At 62.1% G+C, this 15,342-nt stretch carries 11 protein-coding genes; 6 read left to right on the top strand and 5 right to left on the bottom strand.

Features of this window, described 5'->3' with window-relative positions:
• Positions 1–32: 32 nt before the first annotated feature.
• Complete coding sequence (locus IEW18_RS05210; protein ID WP_188556758.1) at positions 33–3,464, top strand: AAA family ATPase; 3,432 nt, start codon at positions 33–35, stop codon at positions 3,462–3,464.
• A gap of 106 nt (positions 3,465–3,570) precedes the next feature.
• On the opposite strand, the gene IEW18_RS05215 is transcribed toward IEW18_RS05210, so the two are convergent.
• Both IEW18_RS05215 and IEW18_RS05220 read right to left on the bottom strand, forming a co-directional pair.
• On the bottom strand, positions 3,571–4,635 hold the full coding sequence (locus IEW18_RS05215; protein WP_188556759.1) for a DUF6687 family protein: 1,065 nt from the start codon (positions 4,633–4,635) through the stop codon (positions 3,571–3,573).
• 60 nt (positions 4,636–4,695) lie between these two features.
• On the bottom strand, positions 4,696–5,013 hold the full coding sequence (locus tag IEW18_RS05220) for an HNH endonuclease (protein WP_188556760.1): 318 nt from the start codon (positions 5,011–5,013) through the stop codon (positions 4,696–4,698).
• A gap of 226 nt (positions 5,014–5,239) precedes the next feature.
• On the opposite strand from IEW18_RS05220, the gene IEW18_RS05225 reads away from it, so the two are divergent.
• The 4 genes from IEW18_RS05225 to IEW18_RS05240 all read left to right on the top strand — a co-directional run bounded on the left by IEW18_RS05225 (position 5,240) and on the right by IEW18_RS05240 (position 9,448).
• A complete protein-coding gene (locus tag IEW18_RS05225; protein ID WP_188556761.1) occupies positions 5,240–5,680 on the top strand; it encodes a hypothetical protein in 441 nt (146 codons plus the stop codon).
• Positions 5,681–5,834: 154 nt separating this feature from the next.
• Positions 5,835–6,149 carry a thioredoxin gene (gene trxA, locus IEW18_RS05230; RefSeq protein ID WP_188556762.1) on the top strand — a complete coding sequence of 105 codons (315 nt, stop codon included), beginning with the start codon at positions 5,835–5,837 and terminating at the stop codon, positions 6,147–6,149.
• A gap of 87 nt (positions 6,150–6,236) precedes the next feature.
• Positions 6,237–8,582, top strand: coding sequence for a TonB-dependent receptor (locus IEW18_RS05235; RefSeq protein WP_188556763.1), 2,346 nt, complete (start codon positions 6,237–6,239; stop codon positions 8,580–8,582).
• A 23-nt stretch (positions 8,583–8,605) separates the two neighbouring features.
• Entirely contained in the window at positions 8,606–9,448 is an 843-nt protein-coding gene (locus IEW18_RS05240) for a DUF4249 domain-containing protein (protein WP_188556764.1), read from the top strand.
• A 130-nt stretch (positions 9,449–9,578) separates the two neighbouring features.
• Here the strand turns inward: IEW18_RS05240 and IEW18_RS05245 are convergent, their stop codons facing one another.
• From IEW18_RS05245 to IEW18_RS05255, 3 genes are all read right to left on the bottom strand, one after another.
• Positions 9,579–10,397, bottom strand: a complete 819-nt coding sequence (locus IEW18_RS05245; protein ID WP_188556765.1) for a purine-nucleoside phosphorylase — start codon at positions 10,395–10,397, stop codon at positions 9,579–9,581.
• 188 nt (positions 10,398–10,585) lie between these two features.
• Entirely contained in the window at positions 10,586–12,349 is a 1,764-nt protein-coding gene (gene sppA / locus IEW18_RS05250; protein ID WP_188556766.1) for a signal peptide peptidase SppA, read from the bottom strand.
• Between the two features lie 339 nt (positions 12,350–12,688).
• Complete coding sequence (locus tag IEW18_RS05255; protein WP_229728615.1) at positions 12,689–13,936, bottom strand: replication-associated recombination protein A; 1,248 nt, start codon at positions 13,934–13,936, stop codon at positions 12,689–12,691.
• A 252-nt stretch (positions 13,937–14,188) separates the two neighbouring features.
• Here IEW18_RS05255 and IEW18_RS05260 point away from each other — a divergent pair, with 252 nt between their 5' ends.
• Positions 14,189–15,121 carry a DMT family transporter gene (locus tag IEW18_RS05260; protein WP_188556768.1) on the top strand — a complete coding sequence of 311 codons (933 nt, stop codon included), beginning with the start codon at positions 14,189–14,191 and terminating at the stop codon, positions 15,119–15,121.
• The last annotated feature ends 221 nt before the right edge of the window (positions 15,122–15,342 follow it).

The raw sequence follows: 15,342 nt of genomic DNA on the forward strand, positions 1-15,342 counted from the left end.
TCCCCTATTCGCTCCGGCGACGTTCTGCCCGCATGAAAATTCTCCGCGTCCGCTTTTACAATCTGAACTCCCTGCGCGGGGAGCACACCGTTGATTTCAGCCAAACGCCGCTTTCGGATGCGGGCCTGTTTGCCATTACCGGCCCCACCGGCGCGGGCAAAACCACCATTCTCGATGCCATTACGCTGGCCCTCTACGGCCAGGTTCCGCGCCACGAAACCAGCGGCCCCGAGCACGTCATGAGCCACGGCACCGGCGAAAGTTGGGCCGAAGTTGAGTTTGAGGTAAACGGCCAGCAGTACCGCTCGAAGTGGGGCCAGCACCGGGCCCGCAAGCGCCCCGAAGGGCCTTTGCAGGACCCGCGCATGGAGCTGAGCGAGCGAAAAGTAGCCGAAGGCGGCGAAGAAACCTGGCCCTTCCTGGAAACCTACAAGTCGCGGGTACCGGGCCGCATTGCCGACCTGAGCGGCCTGGAGTACAAGCAGTTTCTGCGCTCCGTGCTCCTGGCCCAGGGCGACTTTACCCGGTTCCTGAAAGCCCCGGCCGGCGAGCGGGCCCAGCTGCTGGAAAAGATTACCGACACCCGCAAGTATTCCGACATCTCGCGGGCCGCCTTCGAGCAGGCCAAGCAGGAAAACCAGAAAGTGGAGCAGCTGCGGGCCGGCCTGGCGGGCGTGGTGTTGCTTTCCCCGGAGGAGGTAGCGTTTCTGGAGGAAGAAGCGCAGCAGCTCACCACGCAGCTAGCCGCCGCCACCGCCGCCCAGGAGCAGCTGCGCGAGGCCCGGCAGTGGCACGTGCGCCTGCACGAGCTGCGCCAGAAGCTGCACACTACCCAGCAGCGCCAGCACCAACTCACGGCCCAGGCCGAAACCCTCACGCCGCTGCGTCAGCGCCTGGCCCTGCACCAGCAGGCCGCTCCCTTCGCCACCGATTACGCCCTGCTCCGCCAGGCCGATGAGCACCTAAGCCGCCTGGGCCGGGAAGTAGAGCGGCTGCAAAGCCAGCTGCCCCAGCTGCAGGAACGGCGTGCTACCGCCGAAACGGCCCGCACCAGCGCCCGCCAGGCCCACGAGCAAGCCAGCGCCGCCCGGGAACTGCAGGAACCCAAGCTCCGGGAAGCCGAGCTGCTCGACCATCAGATTCGGGAAAAGCAGCAGCGCCTCGACCAGGGCAAGCAGGAGTACCAGGAGCAAAACCAGCTCTGGAAGCAGCAGCACCAGGAAGCCGTGCACGCCGACGGCCAAAGCAAGCAGCAGCGCCAGCAGGTACGCGAGCTACGGGAGTGGCTGTTGCCGCGCACCGTGCTCAGCACCGTGGCCGAGGCGCTGCCGCCCCTGAGCGGCTACCTCCAGGATTGGCAGTATGTGCAGTCGGAGCTAACTGAGCTGAGCCGCACCTCTATGCTCCGGCAGCAGCAGCTGGCCGCGGCCACGGCCACCGAGCAAACCAGCGCCGAGCTGCTCCGGGAGGCTCATACCCAGCTAGCCACTGCCACCCGGCAGCAAACCGCCGCCACCGCCGCCCGCCTCGACTGGCGCCACCAGCTCAGCCACCACGTAGCGCGCCTGCACCGCGAGGAGGAAACGCTGGAAAAAGGTCTGCAGGACCTGCGCCGCCTCATGCACGCCCACCAGCTGATTCTCACCCACGAAGATGCCCGCCAGCACCTGCACGCCGGGGAGCCCTGCCCCCTGTGCGGCGCCCTGGAGCACCCCTACGCGGCCGGCGTGCTGGGCGTAAGCGAAGATTCCCTGCTGCGGGACCGGGAGCGGGAACAGGCCCTCACCCAGCAAACGGTAGCCCTGAAAGGCCGCATCAATCGGCTGGTGAGCATTAGCGGGCTGCTGGACACGGATACGCTGCCGACCGCCCCGGCCGATGCGGTGTTGCGCTGGCTGACGGAGGAAGAGGAAACGACCGTGCCGGGCATCGTGCGCGGGCTGGTGCAGGAGCTGCGCACCCTGGAGCAGCAGCAGCAGCAAGCCCGCCTGGCCCAAACCCAGGCCGAAGCCGACCAGCGCAACGCCCGCCAGCAGCAGCAGCAGTTGCAAGCGGAGCTGAAGGAGTTGGAGTTGCGCCTCCAGGATGCCCAGGAGCAAGCCCCCAAAATCCGGGAAATCATCAGTAGCCTGCTCCAGTCGTTTGGGCTGGAGTTTTCGGGCGAAAACGGGCCGGAGCTGGTGCGCCGCCTGGAGCAGGCCGGGGCTGCCTACCGCCAGAAGCTGCAGGAAGTTGAAAAGCTGGAGCGGGAGCTGGAAGTAAACCAGGAGCGCACCAAAGCCGCCCAGCAGCGCCGCGACGAGCTGCAGCAGTGGCTTAATCAGCGCAAGACAGAGCTGCACACGGCCCACACCGCTGTGCAGCAGCAGCAGCTGCGGCGCCAGGAGCTGCTGCCCGAAGCCAACGTAGCCCAGGCTCGGCAGCAGCTGGAAGAAGCCCTGCGCACCGCCGACCAGCGCCGCCAGCAAGCCGAGCAGCAGTTTCAGCAGCACGACACCGCTTTCACGGTGGCCACCGCCCGCCTGCAGCAGCACGAGCAGGATGCTGAGCAGCAAGCGCACACCCGCGCGCAGCGCCACGCTACCCTCACCGCCGCCCTCACTACCGCGGGCTTGGCCCCCGACCCAGCGGCCCTACCCGCCCTGCTGCTGCCCGACACCGAGCTGCACACCCTGCAAAACCAGCTGCGCCGCCACGAGCAAGACCTAGCCCTGATTGCCCAAACCCTGCAGGAAACCACGCAGCAGCTAGCGCAGGAAGAAGCCCGCCGGCTGACTACTGAGCCGCTGGAAAGCATTGACCAGCAGCTAACCACCAACACCCAGCAGCTAGCCTCCCTGAACCAACAGCTGGGGCAGCGGCAGGAGCGCCTAAGCAACCACCGCGCCGGCCAGGAGCGCCACGCTACCCTGGCCGCGCAACTGGAAAAGCAGCAGCAGGAAGCCCAGCGCTGGCGGCAGTTGGCGGAGCTAATCGGCTCGGCCGATGGCAAGAAGTTCAGCGAGTTTGCTCAGGGCCTTACCCTGGCCCGCCTCGTGGACTTGGCCAACCGCCACCTGCACCGCTTCACCGACCGGTACCGTATCCTGCGCAACCCCGAACAGCACCTCGACCTGCTGATTCAGGATGAGTACCAGGCCGGGTCGGTGCGTTCCATGAACTCCTTGTCGGGTGGGGAAAGCTTCCTGGTGAGTCTGGCCCTGGCCCTGGGCCTCTCGGAGCTGGCCGGCCGCCGCACCCAGATTGACACGCTCTTCATCGATGAAGGCTTCGGCACCCTCGACCCGGACACGCTGGACGTGGCCCTTTCGGCCCTGGAAATGCTGCAGGGCACGGGCAAAACCATCGGCATCATCTCCCACGTGGAGGCCCTGAAGGAGCGCGTAACTACCCAAATCAGCGTGCGCAAAGGGGCCGGCGGCGTTAGCTCCCTGCAAGTGCTGGGGTTTGGGCAGGAGGTATAGGTGTTATTGATAGAACCGTGTCATGCCGGGCAGAGTGAGGAATCTGAGTTAATCGTTGAGGTAACCTAGATTCCTCGCTTGGGCTCGGCATGACACGGCCTTTCCACTACCGCTCGCCTACCGCCCGAATGTCAGCCCAGCTCCAGTAGCGCCGGGGCTCCATGCCCGCGTAGCGGCGGCGGAAAAACGCTACCACTTCTTCCTCCAGTTGCGCGGGCGGAATGGCAGATGAATAGATGGGCCGTTGGTCGGGGTCGGCGTAGCGCTGGGCTTTGGTGAGGTCTTGGCCGCTCAGGCGCAGCAGCGGGCCGGTGTCAGTGATGCCGTCGAAGGTCCAACGGCGCGCTCCGGGCTCTAACTCGTTCAGGCGGGTAGCCAGCGCATCCAGCGGCAGGCGCGGCCGCGTGGGCCGGCTTTCCAGGTCAATCCAGGTGGTGTACTTGTACTCGAATTCGTAGCGCTGCCCATCGTACAGGCTCAACACCATGTCCAGGCCGGCGGTAGGGCTAAACAGGGCGTAGTAGGGCACGGGCTCCGGCGTCCGAACGACCACCAGCCCAAGCTCAGGGTAGGGCCGCATGACGGTGGCCGGGCTCTGCATGACGGCGGCGGCCTGCTTTACCCGGCTATATTCTGGCTGCCAGGCTGCCTGGCCCAGGGCTGGGTTTTCCAGCACGGCCGCAAAGCGCGGCAGAAACCATTCAAACTTCTCGGCGGAGGCTTCGTCCTCCCGGCGGCGCCGGATCGGCGCCCCGAAGGGCTCGTAGAAACGCGCTTTTTCCTCCGCATTCAGCCAGCACACCAACTGCAGGGCGTGGTCAGCCAGCGGGTCGGCCCAGTTGATTTCCCGAAAGTCGCCCAGGGTAGCTACCATGCGCAGCAGCGGCTCGTGGCGCAGGGCCAGCGCCGGGTTCAGCAGCGCCCACACGCCCACAAAACCATCCACATCGAAATGGTTGGCCGTAACGGCCGCCGCTTCCAGGCCAGGCGTGGCGGGCTGGTGCAACGCGCGCAGCACCGAGCCGGCGCTGGTATCGTCGCGCAGGGGCACGGGGGTAGCGGCTCCGCGCCAGTGTGCCAGCGTAAGCACGGCCCCCAGTCCGGTACTATCCACCACAATGGTAGGCTGCTGGCGAAGTTGCCGAAAGGGAACGAAGTGCTTGGAAGTCATGCGTCGAGAAATGGAGGGTGGTCAGGCAAAGGTATTGACCGATACGCCTGCCACCGGCTTCTACCGCCGAGCCCGCCGGTTGCTGATGCGCTCTACCCGGCTGCGCCGCACCCAGTACAGGTACTTCTGCAACTCCTCGGCGCTGCGCAGGCTTTCCACGGTGTTGTAGCGCCGGGCCAGGTCGCGGTTGGTGAGCAGCAGATGCACCGTGCTGTGGCAGGGCTGGCACAACTCAACGGTTGGCCCGTGGCGGCCGCCTTCTTCGCGGGGTACCAAATGGTGGCGGGAGGTATGCTGTACTTCCCGCTGGCACAAGCCACAGCGGGTTTCGTTGGCTAACGCCTCCGGGGGCGTCCGTTCCGGCTTTCTTCGGGGCATGTCGTAGTTTTTTGGCTCTACTCCACTCCAGAACACCCGCCTACGCGTTTTGGTCCCATCTTGCTTTCATGATAAAATAAAGGCCAAAATTTTGTTGGCGTTTTCAAATAAGAACTATATTTGGTTGCACCTCAGCTGTATGCGTTTCATTGGCGCAGCTCACCAGCTTGATTCACTCTTCTTTTTTCAGAGACTTATTATTTTTTCACTTCTTCACTGCTTTTCTATGCGCGTTTCTACTCCTGCTTTTTCTTTGTCTCGTGTGTTGCGGGTAGCAGGGTTGCTACTGGCACTGGTTGTCTTTGCCCCCACTACCTCCAAGGCGCAAACCTGGCTGGTTTCCACCGACGCTTACGTGAAGCTGGGCGTGATGGACAAGTTCGGCCAGCTGGGAGCCTACACCGCTAAGTTTGTGGTCATCAACCAGGAAACGGGCAAAGAGTACGTTCTGGCCAAGCAAATTGCCAAGGGCCAAAATGGCATTGATGTTATTTTTCCGTCGGAAGCTTCGGAGGCCGACTACTTTAAAACGGAGACCGGGGAAGCGGCCCGCGCCAAGCCCGGCCGCTACACCTGGGAATGCCAGGTAGCCGGAAAAAAAGTGGTGGGAGGGCGCTTCAGTTTTTCTGAAGTCGCAAATGATGTTACCTTGCTAGGCAAGAACTGATTTCCTCCTTTTCACCCACTCACTACAAGAGAAAGCCCGGCGTTGCAGCGCCGGGCTTTTTTTGTTGGCCCCGCAGGCGGCTACCTCCGGCCCGTTTGCGCGTACAAGCCCAGGGGCTGGCGCGGGGCCAGCCTAGCCATTCCCATGTGTACTCATGCCTAAAAAGTCTTTTTCCGAACTCATCAGCAGCCCCGGCATGCCGGTGCTCGTCGATTTTTACGCCGACTGGTGCGGCCCCTGCAAAACCATGGCCCCTATTCTGGAGCAGGTAGCGGCACAGCACCAGGGCAAGGTCAAAGTCATCAAGATTGACGTGGACCGCAACCAGGCCGTGGCCCAGCAGTTTCGGGTGCAAAGCATTCCTACCCTGATTCTCTTCCACAAAGGCCAGCCGGTGTGGCGGCAGGCGGGCGTAGTGTCGGCGGCCCAGCTGGGGCAGGTGGTGCAGGGAGTAACGCAGGGCGGCTAGCGCAACGGCAGTAGCGTAAACTTCTGACCCCCTGTGGGCGTTGGGTGAGTGTCCGTACTTTTGGATGCTCATCTATAGTTTCCTCACATGGCATTACGCCTTACAGTTTTAAGTTTTCTGATTAGTCTCAGTGCGTGCCTGCCCCCGCAGGTGCGGGCCCAGGCGCGCTACACGCTCACGGGCCTGGTGCGCGCGGCCAACAACGCGGAGGCCTTACCCGGCGCCACCATATCGGTGCCAGCCCTGGGGCTGGGCGCTACTACCGGCGAGGACGGCACCTATTCGCTGAGTTTACCCGCCGGCCGTTACCAGGTAGTTGCCTCCTTTATTGGGTACGAGTCGCAAAGCCGGGACATCAACCTGACCCGCAATCAGCGGCTGGCGTTTCAGCTGCCGGAAGCGGGCAACCAGTTGGGCGAGGTAGTAATTGAAGGCTCGGGCACGCTGGAGCAAAAGCTGCAAACCACCCAGATGAGCGTGGAGCGCCTCACGGCCCGCGAGGCCAAGCTGCTGCCTGCCTTGTTCGGGGAAGTTGACATCCTTAAAACGCTCCAGCTGAAGCCCGGCGTGCAGAACGGCGGGGAGGGCACCTCGGGCCTGTTCGTGCGCGGCGGCTCCGCCGACCAGAACTTGGTGCTGCTCGATGACGCGCTGGTGTACAACCCCAGCCACTTGTTCGGGCTGTTTTCCGTGTTCAACCCCGATGCCGTGCAATCGGTGGATTTGTACAAGGGTGGGTTTCCGGCGCAGTACGGGGGTAGGCTTTCTTCGGTGGTTGATGTGAAGCTGCGCCCCGGCAACCCCGAGAAGTTTACGGCCAGCGGCGGCCTGGGCCTGATTTCCTCCCGCCTTACCCTGGAAGGTCCCCTCCAAAAGGGCAAAGGCGCCTTTCTGATCTCGGGCCGCCGCACGTACTTCGACGTGTTTACCCGGCAGATCAACCGCCTCAACGAAGACGACCCCGACTACAACCCCATTCCCGACTACTACTTCTACGACTTCAACGCCAAGGCCAACTACAAGCTGGGCGACAAGGACGAGGTGTTTCTGACCGGCTACCTGGGCAACGACAAGTTCGGGTTTAACTCCCAGAATGGCTTCAACTTTGACTTCAACTGGGGCAATACCGTGGCCTCCCTGCGCTGGAACCACGTGTTCAACCCGCGCTTGTTTCTGAACACCTCGGCTTCGCTGACCAAGTACCGGTACCAGATCAGCAACAAGCTCGACCAGTTTGCCTTCAACCTGTCCTCCGACATCCGGGACCTGACCCTGCGCTCTGACCTTGACTACACGCCCAACAACCGGCACACCCTGCGGTTTGGGGTTACGGCCACCCAGCACCGCTTTGGCACCGGCCGCCTGCAGGCCGGCTCCCAGGATGGCAGCGTCAACTTCGGCTCCGACATCACTTACAATGGCACCGAAGCGGCCCTCTACGCCTCCGATATTTACAAGCCTTCCGAGAAGCTGCAATTAGAGTACGGCCTGCGCCTGTCCGGCTTCCAGTCCGGCTCCGATGCCTACGGCGGCCTGGAGCCGCGGGCAGCCGCGCGCTACTCGCTCACGCCCAACCTGTCGGTGAAAGGCAGCTACGCCCTGATGTACCAGTACGTGCACCTGGTTACCAACACCGGCGCCTCCCTGCCCACGGATATCTGGTACCCTTCGCGCAAGTCGGTGCAGCCCCAGCGCAGCCAGCAGGTGGCGGCGGGCGTGAGCTGGCTGCTCGGCGACGGGCGCTACCTCATTACCAACGAAGTATACTACAAGTGGGCCCAGCGGCAGATCGACTTCAAGGACGGCGCCCAGCTCTTCGTGAATCCTGACCTGGACGCCGAGTTTCTGTTCGGGCGGGGTTGGGCTTACGGCAACGAGGTGTACCTGGAGAAAAAGCAGGGCCGCACCACCGGCTGGATTGGCTACACCCTGGCCTGGAGCAAGCGGCAGTTTCCGCCCCAGCGCGGCACCAGCGGCATCAACAACGGCAAGCCCTTCTACCCCACCTACGACCGGCGCCACAACCTGACGGTGGTGGGGCTGCACCAGCTCACGGAGCGCCTCAGCCTGACGGGCTCGTTCGTGTATACCACCGGCAACGCCACCACCCTGCCCGCGGGCCGCTTTGCCGTGCAGGATGTGTTCGGGGATGACCTGGCGGCCGTGCCCATTTACCCCGACCGCAACTCGTACCGCCTGGCTCCCTACCACCGCCTCGATCTGGGCGTGGTTTGGAAACTGAAGCCCAACCGCTGGTTCCTGGAGTCGGACCTGACGTTTAGCGCCTACAACGCCTACAACCGCCGCAACCCTTACTTCGTGTACTTCGACCAGGTGCGCAGCGGCGAGGACGGACCGGTTACCAGCTACCGCGCCCGGCAGGTTTCCCTGTTCCCCGTAATTCCGGCCGTGACCTACAACTTCAAATTCTAAGCCCCCGCGTGCAACCGATTCTTATGCTTTCTAACGTAAAACGAAGCTTGTTGGCCCGCAAGCTGGCCGGGCTGCTGGTGCTGTGTGGCCTGGCGAGCTGCAACTTGGAGCAGAATATTGACGTGGATTTGCCGGTACTACCGGCCCAGCTAGTGGTAGAATGCTACCTCGAAGACGGCCAGATACCGCGCCTGACCGTGACGGAAACGGTGCCCTACCTCTCGGCCCCGGACCCCGCAGTACCCACCGATGTAACCGTGCGGCTAACCCTGGCGAACGGCCGGGTAGAAACCCTGCGGTTTCTGCCGGGGCAGAACGCGGAAACGGGTAAGTTCTTCACCCATACCGGCCTGCAAAAACTCGTGGCCCGCCCCGGCGAGACGTTCCGGCTGGAAGTTACGGATACGAAAGGCCGCCGCGTGACGGGCACGGCCACCATGCCCCGCCGCATCCCCATTGATTCGGTGCAGTACGAGTTCAACAGCCTCCCGCCCGGGCAGCGCGAAGCCTACGTTCTAACTAAATTCCAGGACCCCGTGGGCGTGGGCAACTATTACCGCCTGCAGATTCACCGCGACAGTATTTCTGAAGACCCGGAAATCGACTACGACGTAGAGGACCGACTCACGGATGGCAAGCAGATTACCCTGGGCACCAGCTACCGGTTCGACCCCAACGACACGCTGCTGGTCACGCTCTACCACTTCGACCGGCCGTACTACCTGTTCCGCCAGTCCATCAACGACGCGCAGAATGCCAACGGCAACCCGTTTGGCCAGCCCTCATCTATCAAAAGCACGGTAGAGGGCGGCGTGGGCGTTTTCACGGTGCTGAGCTACCAGCGGCGGCAGCTCGTTATCAAGTAAAGCCGTACTTCCGGCGAAATCATCTGGCAAGTGTACTTGCTGGCGCTGTTTGCTACCTAAAAAAGCCGCTGCACAAGTGCAGCGGCTTTTTTACGCCTGGTTGGCGGCGCAGACAGGTAGTACAGCTGTCTTACAGCTTTTCCAGCACCCGGCGCAGCAGGGCCGTAAGGCGGGGCTCGGCCACGGCGGCCGTGCGCAGGATGTCGGCAATGTCAACCTTCTTGAGCTTGCCCGGCGCGCACAAATCGGTAATGACGGACACGGCCAGTACGGGCAGGCCCATGTGCACGGCGGCAATAACTTCGGGTACCGTGCTCATGCCCACGGCGTCGGCCCCAATGGTGCGCAGGTAGCGGTACTCAGCCGGCGTTTCCAGCATGGGACCGGGCAAGGAGGCGTACACCCCACGGCGCAGGTACTGGCCTAAACCCAACTCCTCGGCCGCTTCCTGGGCCAGCTGCAACAAGCTAGGGTCGTAGGGCTCCAGCATGTCGGGGAAGCGCGGGCCCAGCTCGTCGAGGTTCCGGCCAATAAGCGGGTTGGTGGGCTGCAGGTTGATGTGGTCAGAAAGCAGCATCAGGTCGGAGTAGTCGTAGTCGGGGTTAAGGCCACCGCTGGCGTTGCTCACGAACAGGCGCCGGATGCCGAGCAGCTTCATCACGCGCACCGGAAACACGACTTGCTCCATGGTGTAGCCCTCGTAGTAATGAAACCGGCCGCGCATCACCAGCACCCGTTTGCCGGCCAGCGTGCCCGCCAGCAGCTCGCCCGCGTGACTTTCCACGGTAGAAACCGGAAAATGCGGAATATCGGCGTAGCTGAAGCGGTGCTGCACCTCCACATCTTTTACCAAAGCCCCCAACCCCGTGCCGAGGATGATGCCCGCTTCGGGCTGGAAATCGTGCAGGGTTTGGCGGAGGTAGGCGGTAGCTTCGTGAAGTTGGTGCATAAGGTAGAAGTTGATTGAGCTGGAAAAAACAAAACGTCATTCCGAGCGAAGCCGCAGGCGGAGTCGAGGAATCTCGCGGGCTGACGTTGCAAAACTAATCAGATTACCCTCTGGCGAGATTCCTCGACTCCGCCTGCGGCTTCGCTCGGAATGACGTTCCTACTGGCTGTTTTTACCTTACCCCCGCATTACTGCATCGTCACCTCGAAGGGCATCCGCATCTGAGCGCCCTTCATTTCCGAGAGCTTCTTGTACTGCTGGTACATGGGGTACATGGGGCCCATTTCCTCGCGCACTAGGCGCATTTTGGCTTCCTCGTTAAAGGAGCTGAACAGGTTTTCGGCAAAGGACTTCTGGCGGGGCAGTTTCTGGATGCGGTAGTCGCCCTCCTTGAGGTTGGCGCGGCGGGCGGCAATGCGCAGGGCATCGTCAAAGGAACCGAGCACATCCACGAGGCCGCGGGCTTTGGCTTCCGTGCCCGACCATACCCGGCCCGAGGCCAGGCGGCGCAGGCGCTCCACCGGCATGCGGCGGCCCTGGGCAGCTTTGGTGGTGAAATCGGCGTAGATGCGGTTGATTTCGGCCTGGAACTGGCTTTGCTCGAACGGAGTCAGGGCGCGGGTGATGGTGGGGAAGTCGGAGAACTTGCCCGTAGTGACGCGGTCCGTGGTGACGCCAATCTTGTCGCGCAGGAAGGGCTCGATGTTGGGTAGCACGCCGAAGACGCCAATGGAACCCGTAATGGTGGTCGGGTGGGCCACAATCGTGTCGCAGCCCATGGCAATGAAGTAGCCGCCCGAAGCTGCTACGTCCGACATGCTGGCAATAACCGGCTTCACTTTCTTGGTCAGCATCACCTCGCGGTAAATGATATCAGAAGCCAGCGAGGAGCCGCCGGGCGAGTTTACGCGCAGCACCACGGCCTTCACTTTCTTATCCAAGCGGGCTTTGCGGATGGCCTCGGCGAAGCGGGTGCTGCCGATGCTTTCGTTGCCGCCCTTGCCCGTTACAATGTCGCCCTCGGCGTACACCACCGCAATACGGTTGCCGCTGGTGCTGCCTTCCGCGTCCTCGTCGTCAGCCTTTTCGTAGTCCGACAGCTCAATCAGGCTGAGCTTCTCGTCTTTCTCTACCCCGAGCTTGCCCTTGATGTAGTCGGTAGCTTGGTCGTAGTAGCCCAGGTCCGTTACCAGGTTCAGGCGCTTGGCGTCGTCGGCGTTGTGCACCAGCATGGAGTCGCTGATAACTTTGAGGCGGGCCGGCGCGATTTTGCGGGCGGCGGCTACCTCAGCCAGCATGGAGTTGTTCAGGGAATTCAGGAACGAGGACGTTTGCAGGCGGGCCGAATCCGACATGCTGGTGCGGAAATACGGCTCCACGGCGCTTTTAAACGAGCCGACGCGGAAAATCTGGGCCTGCACGCCCAGCTTGTCGAACAGGTTTTTGTAGTACATCGTCTCGGAGCTCAGGCCGTTGAACTCCAGCGTGCCCTGGGGGTTCAGGTAGATTTTATCGGCCACGGAGGCGAGGTAGTAGCTTTTCTCCGACTGCGCATCGGTGTACGACACCACAAACTTGCCGGACTTCTTAAAGTCGAGCAGGGCGTTGCGGATTTCCTCCATGGAGGCCATGCCACCCTGCACCAACTCCAGGTTCAGGAAGATGCCCTTGATGTCCTCGTCGGTCTTGGCCCGGCGGATGGCGGCTTTCAGCTCATCGAGGCCAATGGAGCTGCTCTGCCCGCCGGTAAAGCCCGACAGCGGGTTGTTAAACTCCCGCTCGCCAATCGGCTTATCGAGCTTCAGCTCGAGCACGGAGTTACTGGCCACGGTCACTTCTTTGTCGGAAGAAGCCGCGGCGGCAATCAGGGCCACCAGCAGCACTACCCCTACCAGGGCAAACAGCACGAGGCCGGTGAGGGTAGCCAGCACGTACTTAAAAAATTGTCTCATCGTCAGGAAAATCAATAGTCAGTTCGGTCTGGAAACAAAAGTATCGGCTTTTCCTCCCCGGTGCCGGGTATTCAACCAACGGGCGGTTTTGGGGCGGGAACGGGCGAGGATTGGGGTGTGAGGGTATGTGGGTAAGAGAAAAATACACTAATCCATCTGGCTAATGGCAGCGTCTATGTCCTCTTCTGTGTCTATATCCGGACCGATGTTCAGCAGTAGAGTAAACAGCATAAGTAGCACTAAGAAGCTGATCAGTAGTAGGCGCAACAGAAAATGTAATCGTTTGAATTGTGTTAACATAGTCTACTAAAGTGACTTTGTTCTTTGTTGGTTGTGCTTTTAATACCCATACTTTTCGCCCCACAAGTGCCGTAGGCGCTCCTGGGCTTTGGCCTCGGCGGGGTTTTGGCCGGGATGGTAGAACACGCGGCCGCTGAGCTGCTCGGGCAGGAATTCCTGGTAGGCGAAATTGCCTTCGTAGTCGTGGGAATACAGGTATTTGCTGCCGTAGCCCAGCTCTTCCATCAGTTTGGTGGGGGCGTTGCGCAGGGCAATGGGCACGGGCTGCACGCCTTGTTGGCGCACCAGCGCCCGGGCCTCCCGGATGGCTTTGTAGCTGGCGTTGCTCTTGGGCGAGGTGGCCAGGTACACCACCGTCTGGCCCAGAATAATGTCTGACTCCGGCATGCCGATAACCGTCACGGCTTGAAAGCAGCTCTGGGCCAGCATAAGGGCGTTGGGGTTGGCCAGGCCCACGTCTTCGCTGGCCAGAATGAGCAGGCGGCGGGCAATGAATTTCACGTCCTCGCCACCTTCCAGCATCACGGCCAGGTAGTAAAGCGCCGCGTTGGGGTCGGAGCCGCGGATGCTTTTGATAAAAGCCGAAATAACGTCGTAGTGCATTTCACCGCCTTTGTCGTAGCGCGCCAGGTGCTGCTGGGCCAGCTGCTGCACGGCCTGGTCGGTGATGACGATTTCGCCGGTTTTCGGGTCGGGGCGGCTGGCCTCTACCACAATTTCGAGCAGGTTCAGCAGCTTGCGGGCGTCGCCGCCGGAAATGGTGAGCAGGGCGTTGTAGTCCTGCACGCGCACCTTTTTCTGCTTTAGAAGTTCGTCTTCGGCCAGGGCTTTATCTACCAGGCTGGTCAGCACGTCTTTGCCCAGGGCCTCCAGCACGTACACCTGGGCCCGACTCAGCACGGCCGGGATAACCTCAAACGACGGATTCTCGGTAGTGGCCCCAATAAGCGTGACTACGCCCTGCTCCACGGCCCCCAGTAGGGCATCCTGCTGCGACTTGCTGAAGCGGTGAATCTCGTCAATAAACAGCACCGTGCCGCGCTGCTTGCGGGCCCGCTCAATTACGTCACGCACATCTTTCACGCCGGCGTTAATGGCCGAAAGGGCCGCAAAGGGTAGCCCCAGCTCCTGGGCCAGCAAGTGGGCCAGGGTGGTTTTGCCTACCCCGGGTGGGCCCCACAAAATCAGGGAAGGCAGGCGGCCCGCGTTGAGGTAGCGGCGCAGCACGCCCTCGGGGCCGATGAGGTGCTGCTGGCCGGCGTAGTCGTGCAGGGTGCGCGGGCGCATGCGCTCCGCGAGCGGCGCGCCGGGACGGGGCACGTAGGCGGCCGAAGGCTCAGGAGCGGGGTCAGAGTCGAAAAGGGAGCCAGTGGCCATAGGAAAGGAAGCGCAGGTGAAGGGAGCCCGGGGCGGGGAGCGGCCGGTAAACCAGCCGCGCGCCGGCGGCCGGCGGGGGCGTGGTGCCAGCAACAAAGGTAACTACGACATTCAGCGGTTTTGTGCTGCGGGGGCGTGGCAGGCTGCTACCTTCGTGGCTGCATGAAGAACTCGTTGAAAGTACACGCGGCCCTGCTGGTGGTGGCTCTGATTTACGCGGCCAACTACAGTATTTCCAAGGATGTGATGCCGCGCTACATGGGGCCGTTTGCCCTGGTATTGCTGCGCGTGGTGGGCGCCACGGTTTTCTTCGGAGTGCTCAGCCGGCTGGTTGCCCCGCACGACCGGATTCAGGGCCGGCCGGATCAGTTGCGGGCCGTAGCCTGCGGGGTGTTGGGCATTGGGCTAAACCAGTTGCTGTTTTTTTCGGGCCTGAACCTGACTTCGCCCATTAATGCTTCCCTGATTCAAACCATTGCTCCCGTAGTAACCGTGCTGGCCTCGGCGGTGCTGCTGGGCGAAAAGCTCACGCTCCCCCGGCTGCTGGGCATAGGGCTGGCGGCCTCGGGTGCGGCCAGCATCATCCTGAGTCGGGGGCCGGTAGCGGCGGGCGGGCAAGACGGGCTGCTGGGCAACGTATATATTCTGCTTAATGCCACCGCCTTCGGGATTTACCTAGTACTGGTAATGCCACTGATGCGCAAGTATCACCCGTTTACGGTGCTGGCGCGCATCTTTCTGGTGGGCGCCGTGCTGGCCGTGCCCGCCGGCTGGCAGCAAATTCAGCAGCCCGACTACGCCAGCTTCCCGGCCAGTATTTGGGCCGCTATTGCCTATATGGTCATCTGCCTGACTATTCTGGCCTACCTGCTCAACAACTGGGCTCTGAAATATGCCTCGCCCTCGTTATTAGGAGCTTACATCTATTTGCAGCCCGCCCTGGCGGTGCTCATTGCCGTGGCCCTGGGCAAAGACGCGCTTACCTGGTCCAAAGCCCTGCAGGCCCTGCTAATCTTCGCGGGCGTGTTTCTAGTAAGCCGCAAGCCCCGGCAGCCAGCGCCGGCAGCCGTGCCCCTGGAGCCCGTGCAGGACTAAAGAGTGGCAGCGCTGAGTTGAGTTACTGAGCGTAGCCGGCGCTTTCCGGCTTCACCAATGGGCTTGGTGGCAAGCAGCTTCTCCTTAAACTAAACTGTCCTTCCGACGCGAGAGAAATCAGGGTTAACCAGTTGAATGGCTAATCCCGATTCCTCCCTCCGGTCGGAAGGACAAGGTACCCACGAAGGTGTATGGACACTACCCTTAAGGCCCGTCAGGCA

Origin of the sequence: Hymenobacter glacieicola (assembly GCF_014640315.1) — a bacterium.
Classification (GTDB): domain Bacteria; phylum Bacteroidota; class Bacteroidia; order Cytophagales; family Hymenobacteraceae; genus Hymenobacter; species Hymenobacter glacieicola.

Coding starts and splice junctions, on each gene's coding strand:
- IEW18_RS05210 (WP_188556758.1), top strand. CDS start 33: ATGAAAATTCTCCGCGTCCGCTTTTACAATCTGAACTCCCTGCGCGGG.
- IEW18_RS05215 (WP_188556759.1), bottom strand. CDS start 4,635: ATGACTTCCAAGCACTTCGTTCCCTTTCGGCAACTTCGCCAGCAGCCT.
- IEW18_RS05220 (WP_188556760.1), bottom strand. CDS start 5,013: ATGCCCCGAAGAAAGCCGGAACGGACGCCCCCGGAGGCGTTAGCCAAC.
- IEW18_RS05225 (WP_188556761.1), top strand. CDS start 5,240: ATGCGCGTTTCTACTCCTGCTTTTTCTTTGTCTCGTGTGTTGCGGGTA.
- trxA (WP_188556762.1), top strand. CDS start 5,835: ATGCCTAAAAAGTCTTTTTCCGAACTCATCAGCAGCCCCGGCATGCCG.
- IEW18_RS05235 (WP_188556763.1), top strand. CDS start 6,237: ATGGCATTACGCCTTACAGTTTTAAGTTTTCTGATTAGTCTCAGTGCG.
- IEW18_RS05240 (WP_188556764.1), top strand. CDS start 8,606: ATGCTTTCTAACGTAAAACGAAGCTTGTTGGCCCGCAAGCTGGCCGGG.
- IEW18_RS05245 (WP_188556765.1), bottom strand. CDS start 10,397: ATGCACCAACTTCACGAAGCTACCGCCTACCTCCGCCAAACCCTGCAC.
- sppA (WP_188556766.1), bottom strand. CDS start 12,349: ATGAGACAATTTTTTAAGTACGTGCTGGCTACCCTCACCGGCCTCGTG.
- IEW18_RS05255 (WP_229728615.1), bottom strand. CDS start 13,936: ATGCGCCCGCGCACCCTGCACGACTACGCCGGCCAGCAGCACCTCATC.
- IEW18_RS05260 (WP_188556768.1), top strand. CDS start 14,189: ATGAAGAACTCGTTGAAAGTACACGCGGCCCTGCTGGTGGTGGCTCTG.